This window comes from Marixanthomonas sp. SCSIO 43207 (genome assembly GCF_019904255.1).
Taxonomy (GTDB): domain Bacteria; phylum Bacteroidota; class Bacteroidia; order Flavobacteriales; family Flavobacteriaceae; genus Marixanthomonas.
The window spans coordinates 2,347,092-2,363,489 of the sequence record NZ_CP063203.1 but is presented as its reverse complement, the minus strand read 5'-3'; the positions used below and the strand labels follow the sequence as shown (position 1 = coordinate 2,363,489).

19 protein-coding genes are annotated in these 16,398 nt (G+C 34.5%); 14 read left to right on the top strand and 5 right to left on the bottom strand.

Annotation, left to right across the window (positions count from 1 at the left end):
- Nucleotides 1-32: 32 nt before the first annotated feature.
- The 6 genes from INR76_RS11070 to INR76_RS11045 are packed head-to-tail and all read left to right on the top strand — an operon-like array spanning nucleotide 33 to nucleotide 5,710.
- Nucleotides 33-1,154 carry an N-acetylmuramoyl-L-alanine amidase gene (locus INR76_RS11070; protein ID WP_223108032.1) on the top strand — a complete coding sequence of 374 codons (1,122 nt, stop codon included), beginning with the start codon at nucleotides 33-35 and terminating at the stop codon, nucleotides 1,152-1,154.
- 52 nt (nucleotides 1,155-1,206) lie between these two features.
- On the top strand, nucleotides 1,207-2,157 hold the full coding sequence (locus tag INR76_RS11065; RefSeq protein ID WP_223108031.1) for an MlaD family protein: 951 nt from the start codon (nucleotides 1,207-1,209) through the stop codon (nucleotides 2,155-2,157).
- Nucleotides 2,158-2,159: 2 nt separating this feature from the next.
- The gene (locus tag INR76_RS11060) at nucleotides 2,160-3,488 is read left to right on the top strand and encodes a (Fe-S)-binding protein (protein WP_223110009.1); all 1,329 of its coding nucleotides are present in this window, start codon (nucleotides 2,160-2,162) and stop codon (nucleotides 3,486-3,488) included.
- Between the two features lie 27 nt (nucleotides 3,489-3,515).
- On the top strand, nucleotides 3,516-4,427 hold the full coding sequence (locus tag INR76_RS11055) for an alpha/beta fold hydrolase (protein WP_223108030.1): 912 nt from the start codon (nucleotides 3,516-3,518) through the stop codon (nucleotides 4,425-4,427).
- Nucleotides 4,428-4,471: 44 nt separating this feature from the next.
- Nucleotides 4,472-4,906, top strand: coding sequence for a phosphoheptose isomerase (locus INR76_RS11050; protein WP_223108029.1), 435 nt, complete (start codon nucleotides 4,472-4,474; stop codon nucleotides 4,904-4,906).
- A 12-nt stretch (nucleotides 4,907-4,918) separates the two neighbouring features.
- Nucleotides 4,919-5,710 (top strand): (Fe-S)-binding protein, encoded by a 792-nt coding sequence (locus INR76_RS11045; RefSeq protein WP_223108028.1) that lies wholly within the window; start codon nucleotides 4,919-4,921, stop codon nucleotides 5,708-5,710.
- Between the two features lie 110 nt (nucleotides 5,711-5,820).
- Here INR76_RS11045 and INR76_RS11040 read toward each other — a convergent pair whose 3' ends face one another.
- Nucleotides 5,821-6,114, bottom strand: coding sequence for a hypothetical protein (locus INR76_RS11040; RefSeq protein WP_223108027.1), 294 nt, complete (start codon nucleotides 6,112-6,114; stop codon nucleotides 5,821-5,823).
- Nucleotides 6,115-6,297: 183 nt separating this feature from the next.
- Here INR76_RS11040 and INR76_RS11035 point away from each other — a divergent pair, with 183 nt between their 5' ends.
- Entirely contained in the window at nucleotides 6,298-8,202 is a 1,905-nt protein-coding gene (locus INR76_RS11035; protein WP_223108026.1) for a CocE/NonD family hydrolase, read from the top strand.
- Nucleotides 8,203-8,213: 11 nt separating this feature from the next.
- Here the strand turns inward: INR76_RS11035 and INR76_RS11030 are convergent, their stop codons facing one another.
- Nucleotides 8,214-8,795, bottom strand: a complete 582-nt coding sequence (locus tag INR76_RS11030; protein ID WP_223108025.1) for a pseudouridine synthase — start codon at nucleotides 8,793-8,795, stop codon at nucleotides 8,214-8,216.
- 154 nt (nucleotides 8,796-8,949) lie between these two features.
- On the opposite strand from INR76_RS11030, the gene INR76_RS11025 reads away from it, so the two are divergent.
- Nucleotides 8,950-9,318, top strand: coding sequence for a hypothetical protein (locus tag INR76_RS11025; RefSeq protein ID WP_223108024.1), 369 nt, complete (start codon nucleotides 8,950-8,952; stop codon nucleotides 9,316-9,318).
- A gap of 70 nt (nucleotides 9,319-9,388) precedes the next feature.
- Here the strand turns inward: INR76_RS11025 and INR76_RS11020 are convergent, their stop codons facing one another.
- The 3 genes from INR76_RS11020 to INR76_RS11010 all read right to left on the bottom strand — a co-directional run bounded on the left by INR76_RS11020 (nucleotide 9,389) and on the right by INR76_RS11010 (nucleotide 11,182).
- Entirely contained in the window at nucleotides 9,389-9,847 is a 459-nt protein-coding gene (locus INR76_RS11020; RefSeq protein ID WP_223108023.1) for an arsenate reductase family protein, read from the bottom strand.
- A 2-nt stretch (nucleotides 9,848-9,849) separates the two neighbouring features.
- Entirely contained in the window at nucleotides 9,850-10,152 is a 303-nt protein-coding gene (hpf, locus tag INR76_RS11015) for a ribosome hibernation-promoting factor, HPF/YfiA family (RefSeq protein WP_223108022.1), read from the bottom strand.
- Nucleotides 10,153-10,225: 73 nt separating this feature from the next.
- Nucleotides 10,226-11,182, bottom strand: a complete 957-nt coding sequence (locus INR76_RS11010; protein WP_223108021.1) for a TerC family protein — start codon at nucleotides 11,180-11,182, stop codon at nucleotides 10,226-10,228.
- Nucleotides 11,183-11,348: 166 nt separating this feature from the next.
- On the opposite strand from INR76_RS11010, the gene INR76_RS11005 reads away from it, so the two are divergent.
- From INR76_RS11005 to INR76_RS10980, 6 genes are all read left to right on the top strand, one after another.
- Nucleotides 11,349-13,313, top strand: a complete 1,965-nt coding sequence (locus INR76_RS11005; protein WP_223108020.1) for an aconitate hydratase — start codon at nucleotides 11,349-11,351, stop codon at nucleotides 13,311-13,313.
- A gap of 117 nt (nucleotides 13,314-13,430) precedes the next feature.
- The gene (locus tag INR76_RS11000; RefSeq protein ID WP_223108019.1) at nucleotides 13,431-14,021 is read left to right on the top strand and encodes a nitroreductase family protein; all 591 of its coding nucleotides are present in this window, start codon (nucleotides 13,431-13,433) and stop codon (nucleotides 14,019-14,021) included.
- 19 nt (nucleotides 14,022-14,040) lie between these two features.
- Nucleotides 14,041-14,220, top strand: coding sequence for a hypothetical protein (locus tag INR76_RS10995; RefSeq protein ID WP_223108018.1), 180 nt, complete (start codon nucleotides 14,041-14,043; stop codon nucleotides 14,218-14,220).
- Nucleotides 14,221-14,269: 49 nt separating this feature from the next.
- Entirely contained in the window at nucleotides 14,270-14,893 is a 624-nt protein-coding gene (locus tag INR76_RS10990) for an NADPH-dependent F420 reductase (RefSeq protein WP_223108017.1), read from the top strand.
- Nucleotides 14,894-14,974: 81 nt separating this feature from the next.
- Complete coding sequence (locus INR76_RS10985; RefSeq protein ID WP_223108016.1) at nucleotides 14,975-15,829, top strand: formate/nitrite transporter family protein; 855 nt, start codon at nucleotides 14,975-14,977, stop codon at nucleotides 15,827-15,829.
- 57 nt (nucleotides 15,830-15,886) lie between these two features.
- Nucleotides 15,887-16,378 (top strand): DUF4251 domain-containing protein, encoded by a 492-nt coding sequence (locus INR76_RS10980; protein WP_223108015.1) that lies wholly within the window; start codon nucleotides 15,887-15,889, stop codon nucleotides 16,376-16,378.
- Nucleotides 16,379-16,398: the final 20 nt, after the last annotated feature.

Sequence of the window (16,398 nt, the reverse complement as noted above, 5' to 3'; positions counted from 1 at the left end):
AAATATCAATGAGTTTACTCCGTTCTACCCATATGAAAACGAAACACATACCTTTTTTAGTACTTCTTATTGCTATAGCTATTAGTTTTTCCTTTTCAAAAAATGAAACAACACCCGTAAAACCCTTTGTGGTTGTACTTGATGCCGGCCACGGTGGTCACGATAGTGGAAATGTAGGTAACGGTTATAAAGAAAAAGATATTGCTTTAAAAATAGTGCTAGAAGTAGGCAGTATTCTAGAAAAACAACCCAATATTAAAGTAATCTACACGCGTAAAACAGATAAGTTTGTAGATCTATATAAGCGTGGTGCAATTGCAAACGAGGCAGACGCAGATTTATTTGTCTCGGTGCACTGTAATGCTCACAATTCTCAAGCATTTGGTACCGAAACATTTGTGTTGGGTTTACACGCCAACCAAAGAAACCTAGAGGTTGCCAAAAAAGAAAATGAGGTAATTTTTCTGGAAGATAATTACCAAGAAAATTATGCAGGGTATGACCCTAATGCACCTGAGTCTTTTATAGGTCTTACGCTTATGCAAGAAGAATATTTAGACCAAAGCATTATGCTAGCCGGATTGATACAAAATAATTTTACAAATAAATTAAAACGAAAAGACCGAAGTGTAAAACAAGCCGGTTTTATTGTACTTCATCAAAGCTACATGCCTAGTGTATTGGTTGAAACAGGTTTTTTAACCAATGATAAAGAAGGAGCTTACTTAAACTCAACAAGAGGACAAAAAGAAATAGCAAATGCTATTGCTGAAGGAGTTTTATCATATCATAAAAATTTAGGGTTGGCTACAAGTAAAGCAAAAAACCCTGAAATCACCCAAGAAGAAATAGACAAAGCCATAGATTCTACAGAAGAGAAAATTTATTCAGATTATACCTTTAAGGTACAACTGGCTGCTAGTAGTAAAAAATTGAGCACCAAACCCGAAAACTTTAAAGGACTTAAAGAAATAACAAGGAGTAAAGAAAACGGGCTTTATAAATATTACTATGGTGAAACTTCAGATTATAACAAAATAGAGCTTATGAAAACCTTTGCCAAAGAAAAAGGTTATGCTTCCTGCTACATTGTTGCTTTTAAAGATGGAAAAAAACACAAACTCTCTGAAGTATTAAAAACACAACAGAAATAACTCTTTTTTCTATATTTATTTCTAAATTTGTTTGAAACCTAAATTCTATCCATTGAGATTATCCAGAGAAGTTAAAACCGGAATCCTTGCTATAGGAGCCATTTTACTATTTATATTTGGCTACAGCTACCTAAAAGGAAGCAACTTACTTGAAAAACATCGCGTCTTTTATGTAAAGTATGACAATGTTGAAGGCCTTTCAAAATCTGCTCCTGTAACCATTAACGGGTTAAAAGTAGGTAAGGTTCAAAACATAGATTTTGCCAATCAATCCGGCGGATTGGTAGTAGAGTTTACAGTAGAAAATGACTTTGATTTTTCAAAAAATAGTTTAGTACGTATTTATAGCAGTGGATTAATAGGAGGGAAGTCTTTAGGTATTTTTCCTGAATATGATCCAAACAACCTTGCCAAATCACAAGACACTCTAAAAGGTGAAATTGAAAAAGGAATGCTAGATGCTGTTACAGAACGACTAGGGCCGCTTGAAGAAAAAGTAAACGGAACGCTAGCAAACCTTGATACGTTACTTATTAGTTTTAATGCAATAGTTGATGAAGATACTCGCAACAACCTTCAAGGAGCCATTGCTTCTCTTCGTGATGCTTCGGCTTCATTTAAAGGTATTACCGCAAACGTAGATAACCTATTAGGTGAAAATAAAGAAAAATTAAATAGAACCTTTGCAAACCTTGATGTAACAACAGAAAATTTTGCAAAACTTTCAGATTCACTTGCACAAATTGAAACCGGTCAAATGGTAAGAGATCTAGAAGAAGTAACCTCAAAACTCAATAACGTAGTTACTCGAGTTGAAGATGGAAATGGAAGTATTGGTAAACTTTTAAAAGATGAATCGCTCTACAATAATCTTGAAGGCGCTTCTCGCCAATTGGAAGAATTATTACAGGATTTAAAACTAAATCCGAAACGATATGTGCATTTTTCTCTTTTCGGAAAAAAGCCTAAAGATTATGAAAAACCTGAAGATCCTAACAAATAATGATGGAATATTTACCAAACATACTTTTTACACTTCTTTTAGCTGCCGGAATTGGTTACTTTACCTTTAACATTAGAAAAGTAATCAGAAATGTTAAACTAGGACAAGAAGTTGATGCTTCAGATCACAAAAAGCAACGCTGGAATAATGTAATACGCATTGCTCTAGGACAATCAAAAATGGTTGTAAGACCCGTTGCAGGTATTATGCACCTTTTTGTTTACATAGGGTTTATAATAATCAATATTGAAGTAATAGAAATTATTATTGACGGTATATTTGGTACCCATCGAGTTCTTTCGTTTTTAGGTCCTGTGTATGATTTTCTTATTGCTTCTTTTGAAATTTTAGCGTTATTAGTATTAATTGGTGTAATTGTTTTTTGGACTCGTAGAAATATTCAAAAAATAAAACGTTTTTGGGCTAGAGAGATGAAAGGTTGGCCAAAAAATGATGGAAATTACATCCTTTATATTGAAATGGTATTGATGATTCTATTTCTTACCATGAATGCAGCAGATCTACAGTTACAACAAATGGGAGCTGCACATTATGTTGAGGCAGGATCATTTCCTATAAGCAGTTTGATTAGCCCTTTATTTGATGGTTTTTCTGAAGGAACACTTATCGCAATAGAACGCACCGCTTGGTGGTTACACATACTCGGTATTTTAGCGTTTCTAAATTATCTTTATTTTTCAAAACACCTTCATATTATATTGGCCTTTCCAAATGTGTACTACGGAAAAGTTGTACCAAAAGGAAAGTTTAAAAACCTAGAGTCTGTAACCAATGAAGTAAAGCTTATGATGGATCCTAATGCCGATCCATTTGCTGCACCGGCAGAAGGTGATGCAGAAGAAGAACCCGCAAAGTTTGGTGCTAGTGACGTAATGGATTTAAGCCGAATTCAATTATTAAATGCCTACACGTGTACAGAGTGCGGTCGTTGTACCAGTGAATGCCCAGCCAATCAAACCGGTAAAAAACTCTCTCCTCGTAAAATTATGATGGATACTCGAGACCGTATTGAAGAAGTTGGAAAAAACATTTCTAAAAATGGCAAATTTGAACCAGACGGAAAGCAATTACTAGACGATTACATTCAACGTGAAGAGTTATGGGCTTGTACTACGTGTAATGCTTGTGTTGAAGCTTGTCCCGTAAGTATTGATCCGCTGTCAATTATTATGGATATGCGTCAATACCTAGTTATGGAACAATCTGCTGCTCCTAATGAATTAAATATTGCTATGACCAACATTGAAAACAATGGTGCTCCGTGGCCATATAATCAAATGGACCGCTTAAACTGGAAAAACGAGGCATAGTCAAACATTTATTTTTCATTCCACATAATGAAAACAAATTACTTGCTTATCATATTAACATTAATAACCTTTTCTGCTTTTACACAAACAGAAAAGGTTATTACAAGTGAGGATACAATTTTATGCTACACTACATTTAATTCAGAAAAAGGGAATCCTATTCTTATTATTAATGGAGGTCCTGGGATGAGCAGCGAAGGGTTTATTTCGTTAGCAGAATCTCTTTCAGAAGAAAACCAAACAATCATTTATGACCAACGCGGAACGGGTAAATCAACTTTAAAAGAAATAAATTCTGAAACCATAACGCTCGATTTGATGGTTGAAGATATAGAAGTGCTTCGTAAGCATTTAAAAATAGATTCTTGGGTTGTTTTGGGTCATTCATTTGGCGGAATGTTGGCTTCATATTACACCACAAAACACCCCGATATAGTTGATGGTTTAATTCTTTCGGCTTCAGGTGGTGTAGATTTAAGTTTGCTTTCTAGAATTGATATTACAGGACGTTTGTCTGCAACAGATTTAGACTCTCTTCAATATTGGAATAGAAAAATAGAACAAGGTGATACAACGTATACAGCTAGATTACAGAGAGGAACGTTTTTGGCTTCAGCATATGTATACAATGAAAAATTTGTTCCGAAAATTGCAAAACGATTAACTCAAGGTAATAGAAGAATTAATAGATTGGTTTGGCAAAATATGCATCAAATTCAGTTTGATTGTAAACAAGAACTTAAAAAGTTTAAAAAGCCGGTTTTAATCATTCAAGGTAAACAAGATATAGTACATCCTGAAATTGCAAAAACAACACACAAATTATTAGACAATTCAAAATTAGTGTATATTGATAAATGTGCACATTATGGATGGTTAGAACAACCAGACGATTATTTTAAGGAAATCAACAGCTTTTTAAGAGAGTTAGCCAGTTGAAAAAACAAATAGTAACTTTGTAAAACCAAAAGGAAATAGGGATTATGAAAAAAGAAGAAGTTGAAAAATTATTGCACGATAAAGTTGAAAAAGGAGAACACGTAAGTCCTATACTTCCTAAAGATATAAAGAACTATTTAATAGATATTGACGGTACCATTACAGATGACGTACCAAATGAAGAGCCTGAGCGTATGGCAACTTGTGAACCATTTCCAGACGCTCTTAAAACTTTAAATAAGTGGTATGATCAAGGCCATATTATTTGTTTTTTTACTTCTCGTACAGAAGCTCATCGTGAAGTAACTGAAACTTGGCTAGATAAACATGGATTTAAATACCATTCTCTTTTAATGGGAAAACCAAGAGGCGGAAATTACCATTGGATTGACAACCACTTAGTAAAAGCAACACGTTATAAAGGAAAATTTACAGACTTGATTGATAAAAAAGTTACCATTCAAGTTTTTAAAGAATAAAAAAAACACAGCATGAGTGAAGCAATAAAAGTACCTACAATGGCCGAGTATATGGCTGAAGGCAAAAAACCCGAAGTATTATTTTGGGTAGGTTGTGCCGGAAGCTTTGACGATCGTGCCAAAAAAATAACCAAAGCATTTGTTAAACTGTTACATAATGCAAAAGTAGATTTTGCTGTACTAGGAACTGAAGAAAGCTGTACCGGAGACCCTGCCAAAAGAGCCGGTAATGAGTTTTTATTTCAGATGCAAGCAATGACCAATATTGAGGTTTTAAACGGATATGAAATAAAAAAAATTGTTACAGCTTGTCCGCACTGCTTTAATACAATAAAAAATGAATATCCCGAATTAGGCGGAAACTACGAGGTTGTACATCACACCCAATTTCTTAAATCGCTTTTAAATGAAGGTAGACTAAAAGTTGAGGGCGGAAAATTTAAAGGAAAAAAAATAACTTTTCACGACCCTTGTTATTTAGGTAGAGCCAATGGTGAATATGAAGCACCACGCGATTTACTGAAAAAACTAGAAGTAGAACTAGTTGAAATGAAACGCTGTAAAGCAAAAGGATTATGCTGTGGAGCCGGCGGAGCACAGATGTTTAAGGAACCTGAAGAAGGTAAAAAAGATGTAAACATTGAACGTACTGAAGAGGCTCTAGAAACACAACCTAAAGTCATAGCTGCTGCTTGCCCATTTTGTAATACCATGATGACAGATGGTGTTAAAGGAAAAGAAAAAGAAGATGATGTTGCTGTAATGGATGTAGCTGAAATGATAGCAAATGCAGAAGATTTATAAATAAAAAAGTCCTGATACTTTCAGGACTTATATGAATAAAGAACAAGACAAGATTCATTTTTATGGCATTCAAATAAATAATAAAAAGTTCTTGTCTTGATTCTTATAAATTAACCTTTTGAAGCATCGTCACGTTCTAGGTTTTCATTACTATCACTACCTTGACTGTAAAGTTTGTTTTCTTCATCTTTTAAATCGGTCGTATTTTTTTCAGCTTTAGTTCTACCCGGGACATCTAGCTTACTACCGCTAAAATCAATATTGCGAGCTCGTTCTCTCAATTGTTGATCATCACCGCCATCACCATGTATATGATCTTGGGCCAAAATTTCTAAATCGTGCTTGGTTACATCACTATTATAGGTTGTATCCTTACTCGGGTTTGTATTCTTATTCTTTTCCATAATTTTTTATTTTTAAGATAAAAGTTCTTTATGTAAAAAACAGCCTAATTAACTTCATATAAACAAATTATAACAAGAATTTAAAATTAAGGCGAATGATTAAGGTGTTAAAATTTAAGTTTTTATCTTTCTAGAGCAATATTTCCTATAATTTTAATGCACATCTTAAAAAACACCATTGGAATGAAAAATCCCTTTTTAAAACTTTGCTTCCTTATTCTATTTGTAGTAGCTAGTCCTATAACTAGCTTATCACAAGATGATTTAGATAAAGAAGAAGTCTTTAAACAACTAGAAGAGCTTGCTGTAATTGACCAAAAAATTATGATGCCTATGCGTGACGGTATTCGGTTGGCTACAGATATATACCGTCCCAAAACAGATAAAAAAGTACCAATAATATTTTCACGTACACCCTATAACTTTAATACTTGGCGTGATGGTGAAAAAACAGCTCGCACAGCTCGAGCAGCATTACAGGCAATTAAACGAGGATATGCTTATGTAGTTCAAAATGAACGAGGACGCTTTTTTTCAGAAGGCGAATGGGATATTTTGGGAGTACCACTTACCGATGGTTATGATGCCTTTACATGGATGAAAAATCAAGAATGGTCCAATGGAAAAATAGGAACTATTGGTTGCTCCTCTACCGCTGAATGGCAAATGGCAGTTTCAGCTTTAGACCATCCTTCACACGCAGCATTAGTACCTATGGGTTATGGCGCAGGAATTGGTACAGTAGGTGAATACCACGAACAAGGAAACTGGTATAGAGGAGGAGCAGAGCAATTATTGTTTTTTGCTTGGCTGTATGGTGTTGAGCAAGATAAATTTAAACCTAGAATACCAAAAGATGCTACACAAGAAGATTTAATTAGAATTTCAAGGTTTTATGACTTAGCTCCTGAAAACCCAAAAATAGATATGTCTGAAGCTTTGGCTCATTTGCCAATTCAAGATATTTTACAAAACATTCATGGCAAAAAAGAAATTTTTGACAAAATGGTAAAAAGAAAACCAAACGATCCGGCTTGGTATGAAGGCGGACTTTACCATGATACCATGCAAATAGGTGCACCAAGTTTTTGGTTCACGTCTTGGTATGATGTTTCTATAAGCCCAAATTTAGCTTTATTCAATCACGTTCGAGAAAACGGAAAAACAAAAGAAATAAGAGACAATCAATACTTGATAATCGCTCCAACACTACATTGTGGGTATTTTAGAGCAACTGAAAACACAATAGTTGGAGAACGTCCGGTAGGAGATGCCACATTAAATTATGACGAGCAAATCTACAAATGGTTTGACATTTGGTTAAAAGGAGAGCAAAACGACTTTAAAGAAGAAACACCTAGAGTACAATATTATACAATGGGTAGTAATGAATGGCAAGCCTCAGAAGTGTGGCCTCCTGAAAATACTACTATGACAACTATGTATCTAGAAAGTAAAGGAAATGCCAATACCTTAAAGGGTGACGGTGTTTTACAATATAAAAAGCCTTCAAAAAAGGATCAACCAGATTCATTTACATATGATCCTATGAAACCGGTTCCTTCTCACGGTGGAAATGTATGTTGTACAGGTAACGCAGTAGAAGGAGGGGCTTTTGACCAACAAATGATGGAAACTCGAGAAGACATCCTTGTTTATACTTCTGAACCATTGGAGGAAGGCGTAGAGATTTCAGGTTTTATAGAATCAACTTTATACCTTTCTTCAGATGTAAAAGACACTGATTTAACTATAAAATTGATTGATGTATATCCTGATGGTCGTGCCTATAACCTTGACGAAACCATACAACGTGTTCGATATAGAGAAGGCTATGACAAAGAAGTTTTTATGGAAGAAGGGGCTGTTTACAAAGTTGATTTAACTCCTATGTCTACTAGTAATTTCTTTAAAAAAGGACATCGTATTCGTATTGAAGTATCAAGTAGTAATTTTCCACGATTTGCCAGAAACTTAAATACAGGCGGAAATAACTACGATGAAAAAGAAGGTGTTGTTGCTCATAATAACATTCACCATTCAAAAGAATATCCTTCTATGATTAAATTGCCTATGGTAAAAAAATAGGTTGCAAGCAGTTAATAGGCTAGAGTTTCAACAGGAATTACATCACCTGCGTCCATATTGTTAACGTGAATAGCACCTATACGCACTCTAACCAACCGAAGGGTAGGAAACCCTGCAGCTGCTGTCATTTTTTTAACTTGACGGTATTTACCTTCGGTAAGGGTTATTGATACCCAAGAGGTAGGCCCATGTCTGCTGTCTCTTATCTTTTTAGCACGTGGAGGTAAGGAAGGGATGCTCGATAAAATTTTAGCTTGACACGGTTTGGTACGGTATTTTTTTCCGTTAATACCTATTTCTACTCCTTTTTGTAGCATTTTAATAGCAGAATCTGTAACAATACCATCAACTTGTGCATAATATTCTTTTTCCACAGGACCATTACAGATTTCATAACTTACTTTTCCGTTGGTAGTGAGTAATAAAAGTCCTTCAGAGTCTTCATCTAGTCTACCAATTGCCATGGTTTCTTTAGGGAATGAATATAGCTCACCTAACAATCGCTTTGAGTTTTTCTTAGGACCATTATTAATAAACTGACTTAAATACCCGTAAGGTTTATATAATATGAAATGTGAATGCTCTTTTTTCATTAGGATTCAAAACTATACATTTTAAAAAACTTAGCAAGAATACTGTTTCAGAATATTAAAAAGCGTTAAGTTCTAAAAATGAAATCGTTAAAGTGTTTTAAAAATCTATTCTGACTATACTTTTTTTACTACTTTAAAGTAAAAATTTATAATTATGAAACATATAGTAATACTTTTAGCTTTATTCATAGGTAGCACTGCAGTGGCACAAGACCCTTTTTTACAGAAAGATTCTGATGATTATGAGTTACGTGCAGATGCATTAACCGAAACCTATAATGCAGAATTAGCCCTAACCTCAAAGCAAGAACTTTTATTTAAAAAGAAAGTTGAAGAATTTTTGCCCAGGTATGATCAAATACGACAGCAATATGAAGGCAGAAATAAATTAAACAAACTATTGAGCTTAGGTGAAGAAGAATCTGCTGAAATGCGAAATATTTTATCTCAAGTACAATTTGAGTTATACGTAAGAATGAAAGAAAAGGTACAGCCATTAGGCAACGTTAAAACAGATAACTAAGTACCTCTTTATAAAACAAAAAAAAGGGAGAAGATTAATTTCTTCTCCCTTTTTTTAATTAGTAACTGCTTTATTTAAAATTTTCATCATCAGTTTTTGGCTCTATGTTAGGTTCTTCGGTATGCATGGTTTTTTCAATACCAGCAGATTCTACACCAAAGAAATTCATAACATCTGGCGGATTTTCAATTTGGCGGGTTTCTTTACCATGTATGGCTATGGGTTGTGTTAAAACTCCATCATTATTTTGAAGAATTTTAATCCAATCATCTGAATCAAAATTTGATGTATCTGTACCATCATCTTCAAGTATTCGTTTATCAACCAAATCACCAATAGATTTGTTCATTGCGTCTGCTACTTCGGCCCATTGTGTGCCAGGTACTTTTACTTTTGAAATATCAACCGTATGCACTTTATCTTCAATACCTTGTAAATAGCTCAACGTGTGTTTTCCCACACGAGTATTGCTACTATAAATCAATGTAAATTGTTTGTCATCTCTCGCAAGTACTCCCATATTATCCATATTTAGTGAGTTTTCATTTTTGCTTTTCGTTTTTGAAGTTGTCTATCTAGTTGATTGATTACTTCAGCTAACGAAATTTCAAATTTTTCTTTGCTTTCTTCGGCATATAAACGAGGGCCAGGTGCACTAAGTTGTATTTTAGTTTTTCTACCCGTTTCATCGTTAGAGGTGTTTTCTGCTTCAAAATAAACATCTGCTCTTACAATGAAATCATACTTATTTACTAATTTGTTAATCTTTTCTGTAGCAAGCTCTTCTAAACGCTCACTGGCCGATACGTTATCGTATTCAAAATTTATATTCATAAGTCTTCTATTTTGTTATTTAAATATACAATTCACATTATCGTAGCCCAAATTTTTAATAATACTTTGTGAATTATTCAACAGGTTTTTTAATTGTTTCTGAAGGAATATATACTGATGCAATTATTCCTCCTGCTAATGATAAAACAATGATACCAAGAGATAACCATTCTGGTATTTCTACGTGATGGGATAAAATCATTTTTATACCTACAAAAGCCAAAATAACCACCAAGCTGTAATTAATATATCTAAATTTTTGCAACATTCTAGATATTAAAAAATACATAGAACGCAACCCTAAAATTGCCAAAATATTTGAACTAAAAACGATAAAAGGATCTGCTGTAATTGCCAAGATCGCCGGGATACTATCCAAAGCAAATAAAACATCTGTGAGCTCTATAACCATGAGGGCAACAAATAGAGGTGTAGCAGCTTTTAAGCCCATTCTTTTTATGAAAAAACGATCACCTTCCATAGTGTGTGTTATGGGAAAAAGTTTGCGTAAAAAACGATACATAGGTGATTTTTTAGGCTCAAAATCATCTTCATTTGATGTAAGCATTTTATAAGCTGTATACAGCAAAAACACACCAAAAACATATACAATCCAGTCTACTTTATTAATTAAGGTAACTCCAAATAAAATCATAAGTGCTCTAAACACAATAGCTCCTAGAATACCCCAAAACAATACTCGATGTTGGTATTTTTCAGGAATTTTAAAAGATGAAAAAATAACAGCAATTACAAATACATTGTCAATACTTAGTGATAATTCTATAAGGTAACCTGTAATGTATTTAATAAGTGCTGTATCAGGTGTAAGGCCGGTTGGGTTTTCTACCATTTCGGCGCTAAACAACCAATAAATAACTCCCGAAAAACTCAATGCCAGTGTTACCCAAACTGTAGTCCAGATTGAGGCTTCTTTGGTTTTGATAACGTGGGCTTTTCTATTAAAAACACCCAAATCTAAGGCAAGAAAAATAATTATAACAGCAATAAAAAGTATCCAAACGGTCATAGTACGAGATGGTTATTAGTTACCAAAAAATATAAATCAAATATCGTGAGAAAAGTTGTCTTCTCTTATTAAAAAAGACCATTTAATTGAGTTAAAAATATAATTTATTGTTAAACCAATTTCAGAAGCAAGGATTATTAAATATCTTAAAGGAAAACTTTGAACTATGGGATTAAACGTAACACAGAAACTTATAAAAGAACATCTTATTGAGGGCGAAATGACCCCAGGTAAAGAAATAGGCTTAAAGATTGACCAAGCGTTGTTACAAGATGCAACCGGTACATTGGTACAACTTGAACTGGAAGCGATGAATCTAGACCGCGCCAAAACTGAAGTAGCTGTACAATATGTAGATCACAACTTATTACAAACAGATTTTAAAAATGCAGATGACCATGTATTTCTACACAGTGCTGCTCAAAAATTTGGATTGTGGTTCAGTCGTCCCGGAAACGGTGTAAGCCATCCTGTGCATATGGAACGTTTTGGTAAACCCGGAAAAACCTTAGTAGGTAGTGATAGTCACTCGTGTGCTGCAGGATCCTTAGGAATGCTCGCCATAGGAACAGGAGGACTAGATGTTGCTGCAGCTATCGCAGGGCAACCTTATTACGTAAAAATGCCACAAGTAATGGGTGTAAAACTTACCGGAAAATTACCAGATTGGGTAAGTGCAAAAGATGTTATTCTTGAAATGCTTCGCCGTCACGATGTAAAGGGTGGTGTAGGTAAGATAATTGAGTACTATGGTGACGGATTACAACATCTTAGCGCGATGGACCGTCACGTTATAGCCAATATGGGTGCAGAACTTGGTGCTACTACAACAGTTTTTCCAAGTGATGATGAAACTAGACGTTTCTTAAAGAGTCAAACTAGAGAGGATGACTGGAAAGAAATACTAGCAGATGATGATCGTGAATATGATTTACATGAAGAGATTATATTAGATGAATTAGTACCGCTTATTGCATTACCTACCAGCCCCGGAAATGTAGTACCAGTAAGTGAAGTCGCCGGAAAGGAAATAAGCCAGGTAGTAATAGGTTCTTCTGCAAATCCTGGTTTACGTGATTTTTGGATTGCAGGAGCAATCGTAAAAGATAAAGCAACTCACGCTGATGTATCTTTTGATATAAACCCAACTAGCCGACAGATCATTCAGAATATGATAGAAAATAAAGCTTTCGCCAATTTAATAACTGCAGGAGCTCGTTTTCATCAAAGTGGTTGTATGGGATGTATAGGAATGGGGCAAGCACCTGCCAGCGGCACTATTAGCTTACGAACTATGCCACGTAACTTTCCAGACCGTAGTGGAACTAAAGATGATCAAGTACATCTTTGCAGTCCCGAAACAGCTGCAGCGTCTGCATTGACAGGAAAAATAACCGACCCTCGAGACCTGGAAAAACTTTACAATATGAGTTATCCGCAGTATCAAGCTCCAGAATTACATATTATAAAGACCGATATGTTGGTAGGACCTCCAGAAGATAATTCAAAAGTTGAATTGAAAAAAGGCCCCAACATTACGTCTATTCCTCATATAAATGAATTACAAAGCAGCTATGAAGTTCCTGTTCAGCTTAAAATGGGAGATAATATCTCTACAGATGAAATATTAAAAGCAGGAGCAGAGGTACTTCCATTCAGAAGTAATTTACCTGAAATAAGTAAGTATAGCTATACTGTTATTGATCCCACGTTTTACGACAGAGCGATGAAAACCAAAGATCAATATGGCGGCCATATTGTAGTAGCCGGAAATAATTATGCCCAGGGAAGTAGTAGAGAACATGCTGCCTTGGCGCCCAAGTATCTAGGACAGGTAGCCGTGGTTGCAAAAAGCTATGCGCGTATTGCTTGGCAAAATCTAGTAAACTTTGGTATTCTTCCGTTAGAATTTGAAAACAATGATGATTATGACAAGTTTGAACAAGATGATATGATTCAATTCAAAAACTTACGCAATGATGTTGAAAACCGAAATACAATTACTTTATTAATAAAAAAAGATACTGGTACAATTGAAATACCTACTAAGCATAGCATGAGTGATCGCCAAATTAGAATTTTACTTAAAGGCGGAATTATAAATGACTTTAAAGATAGATTGAGTGCCTAACTAAAAATGTATCTATAAAACTTAACAAGGCTTTAAAATTGATTTATGATGCGTTAAATCTTTTTTAAAGCCTTTTTCTATGCCTTTCAAAGCGTGTATCTTTAAAAGAAAAACGCTATGATAGAAAAAGTTACTCCTACAGAATATGATATTCATCCCTTGATAAAAAACAGGTGGAGTCCTAGAAGTTTTTCAGAAAAAACCATTTCAGAAAAAGAAGTTAAAACATTACTAGAAGCCGGAAGATGGGCACCTAGTAGCAACAACCTTCAACCTTGGCGTATTGTCTGGGGTATTAAAGGAAGTGACACATACAATCGTATTTATTCATGCTTACACGAGTTTAATCAAGGCTGGGCAGACAATGCTCAAGTTCTTTGGGCATGCGCTATTAAAAAAGACATGAAAAATGGAGAAAAAGAAAACTTTCACGCGCTTCACGATTTGGGCCTTTTTATGAGTAATGTTTGTATTCAAGCTCACAGTATGGATATTGCTGTTCACCAAATGGCCGGAATTGATTTTGAAAAAGCACATAAAGAATTTGAGTTTCCAGACAATTATCACGTCGCAACAGCGGCAGCTTTTGGCTACTATGGCGGAAATCCAGATACTCTAGATGACGATTTGAAAGAAGAAGAATTAAAAAAAGAGCGAAGCCGAAACCCTCAATCTTCTTTTGCTTTCAACGGAAATTTTAAAAAATAACACTATAAACTAACGAATTATGAGCGAGATAAGACAAAAAAAACATGCAGACTTCCAAGATTCGTATAGAAGAAATTCAAATTTCGGATCTTCAAAAAAGAACTTTACAATTGATAAAGATGGAAGGTTAAAATTGAAAAAAGGAGGACAAAATTCTTCAAAAGACATTCAAAAATCGGTTGATGATCTTTTAAATTAAGTAACCGATATCTATAAAAATAAACTTTAACTAATAAAAAAATAACATTATGAAAATTGGAATTATAGGAAGCGGAAATATAGGTGGAAACTTAGGGAAACATTGGGCAAAAGCCGGTCACGAGGTATTATTTAGCTCAAGACATCCAGACCAGCTACAAGATATTGCAAGAGAAGCAGGGAACAATGCAAAAGCGGTAAGTTTAAACGAAGCTTGGGAAGCCAAAGCAGATGTTTATTTGCTAGCAACACCATTTAAAGCTATAGATGAATTAAGTGAAGTATATGCAGGTGAATACAGTGACAGAGTAATTATTGATGCTACAAACCCTTATCCCGAACGTGATGGCGAAATGGCTCAAGAAGTTCGTGATAGTAATAGAAACGCTTCAGAATATACAGCAATGAAGTTTAACACAGCAAGAACAGCTAAAGCTTTTAATACTATTTATGCAGACCATTTAAAAGATAGAGCTTTTAGAGATACAGATAAACTGGCTATTCCTTTTGCAGCTCAAGATGAGAAAAGCAAACAAGTAACCCAACAATTGATTGAAGATATTGGGTTTGATTCAGTATATGTTGGAGCCCTGAAAGATTCAAAAAATATGGATCCAGATCAGTCTCTTTATGGTAAATCTGTCACTAGAAAAGAGCTAGAGGCAATGCTATAATTATAACTTTAAATAATTAGTTTTAAAAAACTATCCTTCAGTATTTTATAAAAAAATACTGAAGGATTTTATAACCAACCCATGACAGCTAAAGATAAAGAAGAACAAAAGATTGATTCTGAATTAGAAAACTCAAAATCTTCCAATGAAAATACCGCAAAATCTCACGGTGAGATTTTAAAAGAACAGATTTGTGAAGGGCAGGAGGTTTATAAAAAAAGTCCCCTGAGTATTTTGGTGAGTTCATTCACTGCAGGATTAGAGATTGGGTTTAGTTATTTGCTATTAGCGACGCTTTTTTATTTTATTCATGATAAAGTAAGCCAAGAAACAGCCTTTAAACTTTTATCATTGGTGTATCCTGTAGGATTTATTATGGTTATTGTGGGGCAATCTATTTTATTTACAGAACAAACTTCATTATTAACATTACCTGTTCTTAACAGAAAACAATCCTTAAAAAACCTTTTAAAACTTTGGGGGTATGTTATTTCCGGAAACCTTTTGGGAGGTTGGGTAATGGCTGCTGTGCTGGTTTGGGTAGGACCACAGTTACATATTTTTGAATTAGAAACAGTAGCTACCATTGCAAAGCACGTTACAGATTATAACTTATGGGTAATATTGGTAAGTGCTATTCTAGCTGGTTGGTTAATGGGTTTACTATCGTGGGTAATTACTTCTTCAAAAGACACAATTAGCCGAATCTTTATTATATTTATGATAACCGGTGTATTGGCATTTGCAGGCTTGCATCACAGTATTGTGGGCAACGTAGAAGTATTTGCAGGATTACTAGTTCCATCACAACTTACCACAAGTGATTATATAAGTTTTCAGATGGTAGCTCTATTAGGTAATGCAATTGGAGGTGCTGTATTTGTTGCTTTGCTTAAATATCGAGCTTTTGTCACTAATATTGAATTTGATACTTGATATTAATAAGGAACACTTTTTGAGGCATATTTTATACAACTTAAAACTTCAGAAACGATGAAAACATTAATAGCATTGGCTTTAACATCAATCTTTTTTATTAGCTGTAGCGGCACCAAAGATGCTCTCAATCAGCCTATGGAGAGTGAAGTAAAACAATGGGTGGTTGACAAACAGTTTACTATTGAAAACGAATGGGCGCAACCCTTACGTGGCAATCAAATTAATTTAATTGATACTCCTAATTTCTTAACGGTAGAAAACGATACTGTATCTGCCGCATTACCCTTTTATGGTGTTCGTCAAACAGGCACCACGTTGAATAGTGGTGGTATTGAATTTGAAGGAATTCCAAAGAATTACCAGATGATTTATAATCAAAAAAAGAAGTCTAGCACTATAAAGTTTGATATTTCAGAAAAAGGGGAGAACTATCAAGTAACTATAATCTTGTATGATAGTAAAAATAGCTCAATTTCAGTAAATAGTTCACAAAGAGATATTATGCGCTATCAAGGTACTGTGGAAGCACTTCCGGAGGAAAAGTAATCCCATTTTATTGAATTCAA